The sequence below is a fragment of the Niveispirillum fermenti genome, assembly GCF_048066175.1.
GTDB lineage: Bacteria > Pseudomonadota > Alphaproteobacteria > Azospirillales > Azospirillaceae > Niveispirillum > Niveispirillum fermenti.
The window spans coordinates 35,241-47,398 of sequence record NZ_JBLTXA010000007.1 but is presented as its reverse complement, the minus strand read 5'-3'; the positions used below and the strand labels follow the sequence as shown (position 1 = coordinate 47,398).

General features: G+C 69.1%; 8 protein-coding genes. All 8 read left to right on the top strand.

Annotation, left to right across the window (positions count from 1 at the left end):
- The first annotated feature begins 225 nt into the window (after window positions 1-225).
- Complete coding sequence (locus ACM9LZ_RS09190) at window positions 226-915, top strand: hypothetical protein (RefSeq protein WP_416619093.1); 690 nt, start codon at window positions 226-228, stop codon at window positions 913-915.
- A gap of 191 nt (window positions 916-1,106) precedes the next feature.
- Entirely contained in the window at window positions 1,107-1,637 is a 531-nt protein-coding gene (locus tag ACM9LZ_RS09185; RefSeq protein WP_416619092.1) for a hypothetical protein, read from the top strand.
- A gap of 21 nt (window positions 1,638-1,658) precedes the next feature.
- Complete coding sequence (locus ACM9LZ_RS09180) at window positions 1,659-2,753, top strand: vWA domain-containing protein (protein WP_416619091.1); 1,095 nt, start codon at window positions 1,659-1,661, stop codon at window positions 2,751-2,753.
- 40 nt (window positions 2,754-2,793) lie between these two features.
- Complete coding sequence (locus ACM9LZ_RS09175) at window positions 2,794-3,957, top strand: trypsin-like peptidase domain-containing protein (protein ID WP_416619090.1); 1,164 nt, start codon at window positions 2,794-2,796, stop codon at window positions 3,955-3,957.
- Between the two features lie 4 nt (window positions 3,958-3,961).
- The gene (locus ACM9LZ_RS09170) at window positions 3,962-5,284 is read left to right on the top strand and encodes a hypothetical protein (protein WP_416619089.1); all 1,323 of its coding nucleotides are present in this window, start codon (window positions 3,962-3,964) and stop codon (window positions 5,282-5,284) included.
- Between the two features lie 46 nt (window positions 5,285-5,330).
- Window positions 5,331-8,336: a virulence factor SrfB gene (locus ACM9LZ_RS09165; RefSeq protein WP_416619088.1), complete on the top strand. Its 3,006-nt coding sequence runs from the start codon at window positions 5,331-5,333 to the stop codon at window positions 8,334-8,336.
- Between the two features lie 13 nt (window positions 8,337-8,349).
- On the top strand, window positions 8,350-11,019 hold the full coding sequence (locus ACM9LZ_RS09160) for a virulence factor SrfC family protein (RefSeq protein ID WP_416619087.1): 2,670 nt from the start codon (window positions 8,350-8,352) through the stop codon (window positions 11,017-11,019).
- Window positions 11,020-11,028: 9 nt separating this feature from the next.
- Window positions 11,029-12,153 carry a hypothetical protein gene (locus ACM9LZ_RS09155; protein ID WP_416619086.1) on the top strand — a complete coding sequence of 375 codons (1,125 nt, stop codon included), beginning with the start codon at window positions 11,029-11,031 and terminating at the stop codon, window positions 12,151-12,153.
- Window positions 12,154-12,158: the final 5 nt, after the last annotated feature.

Sequence of the window (12,158 nt, the reverse complement as noted above, 5' to 3'; positions counted from 1 at the left end):
CACGTGGTTTCCGAATTGGTTCCACCCTGTGGCCAATGGCTTGCATGCCGCCTGTCCGGCCGCCACGACCGGGAAGGGGAAAATCCCCTAATGGATATATCCCAAATTTCCTGTACCCTACCCTTATGGATGATTCACGATTGCAACGAATGGCGGATAGGTGCAACTTTTCATCATAAAATCCTACGCCTGTCGTCTACTCATAGAATAGCAAAGGTGTGAAGCATGCGCTTTCATCGTGCCGGCATCCTGGCCATGGGGTTTTCCATCGCATTCCTGTCCGGATGTGCGACGGGGGGTGGCGGCGGTCAGGCCAATCTGACGCCTGAACAGCAGGTGCTACGCGACTACACCAAGGATTACACGATGCAGGGCGCCATTGTGGGTGCGCTGGGCGGGTGCGCCATAGGGTGGTTGGCCAGCGGCAAGGCTGAAGGTTGCGCGGCTGGCGGTGTGGCGGGGGGCATTGCCGGAGGTACGGCTGGGTATTTCCTGGCCCAGAACCAGACCGCTGCCGGTTATCAGGCTTCCGGTATCGCTCTGGAGCGGGAACGGGTGGACAATTCCGTGGCGGATGCGCAGGCGGCCGCCGCGGCAGCGGCGAGCATCGCCGACCGGGCGGAGGCGGAGTTGCAGGAACTGCACACCAACGTGGCCGCCGGCGTCACGGAAAAGGCCGTCCTGGAACGGCGCCTGACCCAGGCCCGCAAGGATCAGGACACGCTGGTCAAGGCTGTGAAGAAACTGGATGACCATATCAAATCGGCCCACGCCGCGCTGGAGAACCCGCAACTGGACGGCTCGTCCAAGGCCTATCTGTTCACGCGGTTGCAGGAGCTTGAGGTTGCCCGCGCCAAGATCAAGCAGGATGAGGAGCGGGTGGCCGCCCTGATCCTGTCCGTGCCGATGACCTGATGGTGAGGTAACCGGACAGCCCGGGCCGGGGCGGACCTGGGGGGGATCTGGTACGGCGGCGACCGCCGCCGCGCCGCACATGCGGCGTCGCCAAGCCCAAGGATGTGGGCGCCGGCGATTGAGGCCTGTGATCGGTTGCGATCAACCGGGACTTGGGTTCAGAGGGCTGGGGATAGGTCAGGGGGATGGGGATGCGTGGATCGATCCGGATTCTGGGCGGGGCCGTGATGGTAGCCGTGTTGGGCGGCTGCGCCACCTCGGCGGCTGATTGCGACCCCAGCCGTGTGCGTAATGTGCTGGATGCCGGCTCCTGCACGGCCTTTGGTGGCTTTGAGGCCAATCTCGCCCAGGCCCGGTCTGATCTGGAGGCGCGGCGCCAGGAATTGCTGGTGCAGGAACAATCGGCCGCCGCCGCCCAGGCCCGTCAGGCCCGCCTTTCCACCGATCTGGATGCCCGCCGCCGGGACCTGGAAAACCAGCAGCAGGATCTGGATCGCCTGCAACTCACCCTTACCGGGGTTGAAACGCACAATGACCGTGATCGGGCACGGGTGACCGCCATGCAGGAACAGTTGCGTCTGGCCCGCGCGGAACTGGCCCGCCTCAACGACCCGGCCCTGACACCCCAGGCCATCGCGGAGGAGGAGGCACGCCTGAATGCGCGCCGCGCCGCGCTGGACGAGGCATTGAGGCTGCAGACCGAACGGGTCCTGCAGGAGTGATCGGGGAGGCGGGGCAGGGGGATGGCATTGGTGCGGGAGGTGCGTGGGGTGGATGATCGGCGCGACCGGATGCTGTTGCTGGCGGCATGTGCGCTGTTGCTGGTGCTGGCCGTCACCATCGGCTGGCTGGCCTTGCGCGCCTGCGGGCTGAGCCTGCCATGGCCGGGCGGTGGCCTGTCCTTCTGCCCGGCCTCCGCAATGGTGGAGGGCGTCGGGGCGGACGACCCGCAGGCCGCGCACCTGGCGGCGCAGATGGCCGAACTGGCGGCTCTGGAACGCCAGCTCGCCCTGGCCCCGGCATGCCCGACGCCACCTGAGCCCACACCCGAACCGCCGGTCGAGGCCACGCCACCGGCACCACCGCCGCCACCCGTGCCGCAGCAGCGTGCGGCGGCGGCTCCCCCGCCACCGGCGCGGCCCGCCTGCGCCATGCCCAGCAGCGACCGGGTCGTGCTGGTGCTGGACGTTTCCAGGAGCATGGAGGTTTCCCACCGGGTGGACGCCGCCCAGGAACGCCGCATGCTGCAACTGGATGGTATCCCGCCCCTGCTGCGGGCCCTGATGGGGACGGAACGGGAATATCAGGCTCTGTCGGCGGCGATCGACGCCACACCGGGAGAGTCGCGGATCAGCGTGGCCCAGGGGGCGTTAACGGAACTGACCCGGCTGGCGGAACCGGATGTGACCTTCGATCTGGTCAGTTTCGCCACCTGCGGGGCGCCGGAACATCATGGCAGTTTCGTCACGGCAGAGCGCGACCGGTTGCGGCAGTCGATCGCCGGCGTGACGTTGAAGCCTGCGACGGCATTGAGCGGTGCCTTGGAGGCCCTGCCCATCATCGCGCCGCCGCTGCCGGGGGGTGGTCCCATCAATGTGGTGCTGGTGTCCGACGGGTATGACACGTGCGGCGGCGATGCCTGCGCCACGGCGCATGCGCTTGCGCAGCGCCGGCCCGACCTGAAGGTCAGCGTCGTGGCCGTCAGCCAGCAGATCGACGAATTGCGGTGCATCGCCGGGGCGACCGGCGGCCATTACGTGGCGCCCGCCGACCTGCCCCGCCTGGCGGCCGCCGTGCGGGCCGCGGCCGGCCAGGCACGGGCGGAGGATTGTGAATGATGCCGGCAGGCGGGATGTCGTTCAGTGAGGGGAAACAGGCATGACAGCCGATGATCGCCAGAATGCCGCGGGCGGCGGGGACGATGCGGCCAGGACCCTGCTGTTGGTGGAACGCCGGCGGACCTGGCTGGCGCCGCTGGTTGCCCTGATCCTTGCCCTTGTGGTCCTGTTGATCCTGTTGATCCCGGGGGTGCTGGTCTATCCCGATCCGGGTGTGGCGGCACGTCCGGGGCCCGTCATGTCGCCCGATGCGGTGGCGGAAAGCAACCGGGCGCTGGCCGACCGCATCGCGGAATTGCGACGGCTGCTGGATGCGCGCGTCTGCGTGGCGGGGGAGGGGGAATATCAGCTTCCCGATGGCTCCACGGCGCCGGCCACGCCACCGCCGGCCTTGTCGGCCGTGCCCGATCAGGTGACGCCGGAAGGCGAACCCTTCGATGGCAGCCTGCTGGACCTGCTGGACCGTTCCACGGTGCTGGTGCTGCAGGTGGGGCCGGATGACAACCTTCTGGGCAACGGCACGGGCATGTATGTGGCGGACGGGGCCGTGCTGACCAATCAGCATGTGGTCGCCGGCCCGCCGGGCAGCCGCCTGATCGTGGTCGGCCGCACGGGCGGGGTCTCCGAAGCGACCGTGCGCGGCACGACGCGCGGCTCCGAGGCGGGGGAGCCCGATTTCGCCCTGCTGGCCGTGGCGCAGCCGGATCCGCAGGCCCTTTCGCTTGGATTTGCGCCGCCTGTCAGCCGGCTGGCCGGGGTGGTGGCCGCCGGGTTCCCCGGCCTCGTGATGGAAAGCGACGAGGATTTCCGCCGTCTTCTGTCGGGCGATGCCTCCAACCCGCCGGCACCGGCCGTCACCGAAGGGGTCGTCACGGCGATCCAGCCGCGCGACGGTGCCAGCCTGATCCTGCATACGGCCCAGATCACGCCGGGCAACAGCGGTGGTCCGCTGGTGGATCGCTGCGGCCGGCTGGTCGGGGTGAACACCTTCATCCGCGCGCAGGAGGTGGGGCGCATGAACTATGCCTTGTCCGCCGGTGACGCCGCCGCCTTCCTGCGTGCCCAGGGCGTCACCCCGCGGGTGCTGGACAATGCCTGCACACCGGCGCCCGTGGCGGAACCGGCGGCCCCCGCACCGGAAGCGGTCCCCGGGCCGGGCACGGCGCCGCCCCCCGCTCCCGACGCTCCGGCCCAAGGCGAATAGCATCATGGAACGGCGGCTTCTGTGCGAAACGACTTTGCAGGGGTTGCGCCCCGCCGGCACCGGCGGTGGGCGGGTGATCGAGACCTGGGAGCAGCTTGACCAGTATCTGCGCCGCGATCTGGGTGACGATGCGGCCGATCTGCTGGCCGAACCGGTGATGGGCAGCAATACCCGCATAAGCTGGCTGGGCCCGGCCGATGCTCCCGCCGCGGCGTTCCGGTCACTGGATGAGACGGCGCGGGCCGATCTGCTGGCCCGGCTGCAGGAAACGGTGGCGCAGATACGCGACCGGGCCGACCGGCTGTCCGCCGCCGGAAGCGGGCCGGCCCACGCCTTGGGAGATGCGCTGGCCAAGGCCCTGAAGCTGCCGCCGCCGGTGGAGGATCAGCTTTTCAGCGTCGGTGGCCGGCCCGTGCTGGTCAATTGGGGTATCGAGCTGGAGGGCCCGCCGCCCGAGCGTGAGCCGCTGGCCGAATTCCTGCGGGCCATTCCCCCGCCGGTCGTTCCGCCCGCCGTTGAGGCACCGCCTGTCGAGCCTCCGCCGCCTCCGCCGCCGGTCGAGCCTGCGGCCATCGTGGAGGAACAGCCGGTTCCCCCCCCGGTACACGCCCTGCCGCCGCGCGAAACGGTTCCCGTGCTGGTCGTGCAAAGCATGGGGTGGGGCTGGCTGTGGCTGCTGTTGCTGCCGCTGCTGGCCCTGATCTTCTATCTGCTGCTGGCCGGTTGCGCCCTGCGGCCCTGGCTGCCGGGCTATTGCCCCGTGCCGGTGTCGGCCGCGACGCAGCAGGAGGATCTGCTGGCGGAGTTGGCGCAGTTGGAACAGCGTCTGGCGCAGGCCCCCCGTTGTGCGCCGGAGGAACCGGCCCTTCCGCCGCCCGCAGCGCCCCAGGACCCGGCCTCGCCGGCGCCCGCCCCCCCGTCGCAGGCCCAGGATGAGGAGTTCGACCGCCGGATGGAGGCGGCCGGTGCGACGGAAGGCGACCTGACCATCACCCTGATCTGGGACACCCCGTCGGACCTGGATCTTTATGTCGTCTGCCCCGACGGGACGGAAATCCATTTCCGCCGCAAGACGGCCTGCGGTGGGCAATTGGACGTGGATGCCAATGTCCGCGACCCCGTGCCCAACCCGGTGGAGAATGTCTATTTCGCCGACGGGGCGTGGCAGCCCGGAAACTATGCCGTGCGTGTGGCCAATGCCAAGCGGCGCGGGCGCAGCACGGACCAGTTCGAGGTCCGTGTGAAGAAGGGGGCGGACGTTCAGATCTACCAGGGCACCGTCAACGACCAGCAGGTCGTGGATGTCACCGTGGTGACGATGCCATGACCCGGAATGGCGCCATGACCGGAAGGATGAGGAGTGCTGGCATCGCATGCTGAAGGATCTTTTCCGCTGGCCCCGCGGCAGCGTCGTCACCCTGATGCCGAATTCCGGCATCCAGTTCCTGGATTTCGGGATGACGGCGGCCTTCGCGTCCGGCATCAGGATGAGCTTCCACGCCGAGACCGTGCCGGGGGAAAAGGACCCCGACGGCCGCCCGCGGGAGGTGCTGCACCGTGTCGAGTATGACGAGGAGAAGCAGCCCCTGATCCGCGACCCGCGTACCGGCAGGATGCTGGCCGTGGACGAGGAGACGGTGTTCACTGTGCGCGGAGAGCAGGCATTGGCGCAACTGGCCGGACAATGGTATCCGGCACCGGTGCTGCGTCTGCGCGATACGGGGGAATTCGCGGACGGGCCGTTCAACTGGGCCCGTCTGCACATCACCCGGCTGGCGGAACCGGACAGGGACGGCAACGCCTGGCGCATCACCCTGGCGCTGGACACGCTGCTGGCCGACCGGCCCGGCGACGGTCGCTATGTCATGCCCGAACCGCGCGATGCGGAGGGGATCACCCTGTTCGGGCTGGCGACGGGCATGGAGGATGTGAACCAGTTCCTGCGCCTGGACTGGGTGCGCGGCTGGCTGCATGAGGGGTTCCTGGCTGCGGAAAGCGCGCGGCGCAACGGCGCGCCGGTGACGATGGACGACCTGCCCAATCCGACCCTTTGCCTGGCCCAGCATATCACGGTGCTGGCGGCGCTGGGTGCCGGGTCGGAACCGGGGCAGCGGGCGGATCAGCCGCAGGGTCCGGTCGTCCCCCGCCTGCGGTTCCTGAATGAACGCCCCTATCATCGCGACCTGAAGCCGATCCCCGTGAACCTGGTGATCGATATCGGCAACAGCCGGACCTGTGGCATCCTGATCGAGGAGGGGCAGGATTCCGGACAGCGCCTGGACATCAGCCAGGCCTACCGGCTGGAACTGCGCGACCTGTCCAACCCGGCCCATGTCTATGCCGACCCGTTTGAAAGCCGTGTGGAATTCCATCCCACCCATTTCAATCTGGGGGCCTATTCGCGCATGTCCGGCCGGCCCATGCGCGATGCCTTCTGGTGGCCCACGCCCGTGCGCGTGGGGCCGGAGGCGGTCTGGCTGTCATCGCTGACCGATGGCACGCATGGGCGCAGCGGCCTGTCCAGCCCCAAGCGCTATCTCTGGGACCGGCAGGAGCGGCCGGCCCCCTGGGTGAACAACCCGGCGCGCGTGCCCGTGGGGGAACGGCCGCCCCCCATCAAGGGGCCGATCCCCAGCCGCCTGACCCAGCGCGGCACACTGGTGCGCAACAATGACGTGCCGGGCATGAAACCTTCCTATTCGCGCAGCACGCTTTACATGCTGATGCTGACGGAGCTGCTGGCCCATGCCCTGTCGCAGATCAACGCGCCGGCCACCCGCGCCAACCTGCCCCGCAGCGACGAACCGCGGGAACTGAGCCGCATCATCCTGACCATTCCGTCGGCCACGCCCGTGGCCGAGCAGCGCATCCTGAAACGGCTGGTGCGCTCGGGCGTCGACCTGCTGTGGCAGGTGATGGGCTGGGACCGGAACGAGCCATTGCACCGCCGGCCAACGGTGAAGCAGGATTGGGACGAGGCGACGGCCACCCATCTGGTCTATCTGTTCAACGAGATCACGCAGAAGCTGCAGACCGCGCCGCGCGATTTCTTTCGCCTGATGTCGCGTGGTGGCGGGGACCCGGCGCGGCCGACCCTGCGCGTGGCCAGCATGGACATGGGCGGCGGCACCACCGACCTGATGATCATCCAGCACGAGGTGACGGACAATGACCGCACCATCCTGCCACGCCAGCTTTTCCGGGAAGGGTTCCGGCTGGCGGGAGAGGATGTGCTGAAGCAGATCATCGAGGATGAGATCCTGCCCTGCCTGGCGCGTGAGCTGACGGCGGCGGGCATGGGCCAGCCGGCGCATTTCCTGGCGGGCCGCTTCTCTGGTGACCGGGAGGGGATGGCCCAGCAGGAGCGCACGCTGCGCGCCCTGTTCGTGGGTCAGGTGCTGCGCCCGGCTGCGTTGGCCCTTCTGGCCGCCTATGAGGCGCAGGGCGGTGCCAAGGCGGACGAGGCGCTGGCCATCCCGCTGATGGGCGTCGCGGGCGGCGGGTGCCGCGCGGCTGTGCGCGATTATCTGGAACTGCCGGCCCGGCGCGGCGGTGCCGGTGGCTTCAGCCTGGACCAGGTGGTGATCCGCACCCGCCGCGATCATCTGGAGGGGACCATCGCAGGCGTGGTACGGCCCATGCTGACCGACCTTTGCGACGTGGTGCGGGCCTTCGACTGCGACGTGCTGCTGCTGTCGGGGCGGCCGTCGCGGCTGCCGGTCATCCGCGACATCGTCATCGGTCAGGTGCCCGTGCCGCCGGGCCGCGTGATCGGCATGGACAGTTTTGATGTGGGGAACTGGTATCCCTTCCATTCGCCGGGCTTCCGGATCGAGGACCCGAAGACCACGGCGGCCGTGGGCGCCATGCTGTGCCAGGTGTGCGAGGGGCAGGTGGAGGGGCTGCTGGTCCGGGCCAGCGAGATCCGCATCCGTTCCACCGCCAACCATATCGGCGTGCTGGAACGCAACGACATGCTGCCCAACCACAGGCTGGCCTTCCGGGATATCGACCTGGATGGCGGCGGGCGCAAGCTCAGCGACCCGTTCAGCCTGACGCCGCCATCCTTCATCGGCTATCGCCAGCTTCCCCTGGAGCGCTGGAAGACCACACCGCTGGCCTTCCTGGACCTGAAGAACCCGCAACAGGCGACGGGCCTGCGCATGCCCCTCCAGGTGCGCCTGCGTGTGCAGGACGAAAATGGCGCGGACGATGTCACCGACAGCGAGGAATTCGTGATCGAGGAGGCGCGCGACGGCAACGGGCAGGTGGTCACCGACCAACTGCGGCTGACCCTGCAGACCCTGCGGGTCGAGCGTGACCAGGAGGCCGGCTATTGGCTCGACAGCGGGGTTCTGGCCCTGCATTGGCGGGATTGAGGGGGAAAGCGGAATGCCGCGTGAAGAAGACCAGCAGCTCGCCCTGACCTGTCACACTCTGGCCGGGGCCGCCAGGGACGCCCTGGAATGGTCCGCGGCCAGCGTCCGGCGCCTGGGGCCCCAGCGCGCAGGGCTCGACCGCAGCCTGAAACGCCACCTGATGGAGGCGGACCGCCTGGCCCGCGCGGCCGAACGCCCCATGTCCGCCGCCGTGTTCGGCGCCAGCCAGGCGGGCAAGTCCTTCCTGATCGGCAAGTTCATCACCCCACCCCACCGCACCGCCCTGGCCCTGTTCGGCAACGGGGCGGAGCAGGAAAAGCTGGACTTCCTGACCCAGGTGAACCCGCAGGGCGGCAAGGAGACCACGGGTCTGGTCACCCGCTTCTCCCTGCGGTCCGAAGAGGTGCCGGCAGGCTTCCCCGTCGTGCTGCGGCTGGTGCGCGAGGTGGATCTGGTCAAGATCCTGGTCAACAGCTTCGTGTTCGACCTGTCGGCCCTGTCCGACGATCCGGCCCTGCTGAGCCCCGCCGCGATGGAGGCGCACCTGGCGCGGCTGGAGGGGATGGCGGGCGATGTGGCGCTGCCCGGCTTCCGGTTCGAGGATGTGCTGGACCTGCAGGATTACCTGCGCGGCTTCACCCCCACCCATCCCCTCTTGCAGAACCGCGAACTGGCCGACGGTTACTGGTCGGCGCTGGAAGGGGTGCTGCCGCGCCTGTCGGCCGCGGCGCGGCTGGAGGCCTTGTCGCCCCTGTGGGGCCGGCTGCCGGAATTCGACGAGCTTTTCCGGGAATTGCGCGGTGCGCTGGAGCTGTTGGGCCATGCCACGACGGTCTATGCGCCCCTGTCGGCCATCCGCGACACCAGCGCCGGCATCCTGCATGTCGACCGTATCTATGAACTGGCGGAAGTGACGGGGGCGGGGGCCCGCATGGTGGCCATCTGCACCACGCCGGGCCGCACCGTGATGCTGCGCCAGCCTGTGATCACGGCGCTGACGGCGGAACTGCGCATCACTCTGGACCGGGCGCCCTGGCCGTTCCTGGACCATACCGACCTGCTGGATTTTCCCGGCGCCCGCTCACGCGAAGGGTCCACACCCGACCGCTGCCTGCGCCGAGCAGCCGATCGGCCGGGGCAGGAGAAGCCGCCGCGCGAACTCTGTTTCCTGCGCGGCAAGGTGGCGGTCCTGTTCGACAATTACGTCACGGAACTTGACCTCAACACGATGATGCTGTGCGTTCCCGACGGCAATCTGGAAATCCGCAAGCTGCCGGAACTGGTGGAAGGCTGGATTGCGCGGACCCATGGCGACACGCCGCAGAAACGGGCAGGCCAGCCGACCAGCCTGTTGCTGTGCATGACGAAGTGTGACCGGATCTTCGACTTGTCGGCCGGCGGCAATCTGGAACAGCAGATCGAGAACCGCTTCCGCACCAATTTCGATGAATTTCCCGGCTGGACGACGGAATGGCATCCGGGTCGGGCCTTCACCAACACCTTCCTGCTGCGCAATCCCAAGGCGCTGGAACAGCACGGGCAGTTCCGCTATGGCGGTGTGGCGGCGGCCGGCACCGTCCGCGACGAGGAAGGCTTCACCCCGGATTTCCAGGCGCGCATCCTGCCGGCCTTCCGGCGCGCGATGGGGGAAAGCCCGCTGGTGCGCCGGCATGTGGCCAGCCCCGCGGCAGCCGTTGACGCCCTGCTGGGCCTGAATGACGGCGGCACGACTGCCCTGGCCGAAGCGCTGGCACCCGTCTGCCAGCCCGATCTGAAGTACCGCCAGATCCGTCCGCAGGCCCACGCCCTGGCCAAGGCGCTGCTGGAACTGCTGGAAACCTGGTACGAGCGGGAGGATGTGGAGGAACGGGTGCGCCAGCGTCACGAGCGGGCCATGGGTGCGGTCCGCACCTTTGCCGCGGCGGGCCGGGCTGTCGGCCTGCTGGTGCATGAACTGGGGGTGGAGGAGGCGCCGCTGCGCCGGGCCTATATGGAATTCCTGCGCCGTGACCGGCTGGCCGACGCCGGCGAAGTGTCGCCGCCCCCGTCCGGCGGCGGGGATTTCGGCCTGGACCTGGCGGAACTGGGTCTGGCACCGCCGCCGCCTGCCGGCACCCGGGCCACGGCCCCCGCCATACGCTTCGGGGAGCGTGCCGTGGCCCGATGGCTGGAACGGCTGGCGGACAAGACGGAGGATATGGCCGTCAGCGTGCGCACGGGCCTGCCCGGGCCCGCACTTCAGACCTTCGCGGAGGAACTGGGCATCGCCGCCCGGCGGCTGGGCCTGATGGAAGCCATCGATCGCCATACCGAAAAGGTGACCGCTTATCGCCAGCCGCCGGGACCGACGGCGGCGGCCGTCGCCCTGGGCTCGGCCATGCTGATCAATGATTTCGTGGCCGATTGCGGCCGGTCGCTGCTGGCATCCACCACTGCCGACCCTGCGCTGGCGGCCGACGCGCAGGCTGCCTTCACCCGGCCGCCGCGGGTGGAACCGGGCGGCCGGCCCGACCTGCCGGAGGCGGAGGATGATCTGAGCCAGATGCGCCGCCGCTATGGCACGCAATGGGCCCGCGCCTTTCTGGCCCTGACGCGGGAGAATGCGGGTTCCGCCGGCGGGCAGGTGGTCGATATCGCCCAGAACGCCAAGCTGGGCCGTATCCTGTCCAGCCTGCGGGTCTGAGGTGATGGCATGGTGATCCCCCTTGAAATCCGCAACGACCGGAACCAGCCGGGCAGCGGCATTGCCGAACTGGTGGTGCCGCGCGCGGCCGGGCGCGCCACCGGCATCCTGCGGCTCATCATCATGCAGGCCGACGAGGAGGAACCGTTCCTGGGGCCCGCCGGCTGGCAGACTGGGTCCTTCGTCTGGCGGTCGGGCCATGCCTTTTCGCGGGATGGTGATCTGCTGGTGCCCATCGGGCCGCTGGTCACGGCACTGATCGAGGATTATACGCCCCTGCTGGTCCGCCTGCCCGACCTTGACCTGGAAGGCCAGTTGATGTGGAGCGGGGTCACGCCGCCGCCCAGCATGAAGGCGGGCCGGGCCGATCCGGGGGCCGATGCCGCCAGTTCCTTTCCCGGTGGCGTCCCGCCGCCGGCCATTATACCGGTTCCGGCTGCCCCGCCGCCACCGCCACCGGAACCGGAACCGCCACCGCCGCCACCGGAACCGCCAGAACCGGAGCCGCCACCGGAACCCGATCCCCCGGAACCCACCCCGGTGGAGCCCGTGGCGCCGGATGTGCCATCCGTACCGGCGGAGCCCGCGCCCGCTGAGCCGCCTGCCGGGGACACGCCCGACCCGTTGCCTCCGGGCGAGGAGAAGCCACCCGCGCGGCGGGGCCTGATCTGGGGTCTGGTCGCTCTGGCGCTGGTCGCCGGTCTGGGGCTGGCCTATTGGTTCACTGCCGGCGGGACGGATACGGATATCGACAGTGTCGATATTGTCGATCCGGTGATGCCGCCCGGTCTGGCCGAGCGGCATGCCGCCGCCGTAGCCGCCGCGGAGGCCGGCCGTTTTGATGAGGCCAGCACCCTTTTCCATGCGCTGGAGCGGGAGGGATACGGCCCGAGCCTGCGCTACATGGCGGAAGCGAAGGACAGCCTGGATTTCACCCCCGGCCTGTTCAACGCACCCAGCGACGTCGACGCACTTGTCTTGTACGAGCGGGCCTGTGTGGCGCGCGAGACGGGGGTGTCCGCCGTGCTGGATCGGCTGGAGGCCGCGCTGAGGGCCCGGGAAGAGCAGGGCGACGTCGTGGCGCGACAATTGCTCAACCTGCGCCTGCCGGCCGTCCGGCAAAGCTGTGAATGAACGGG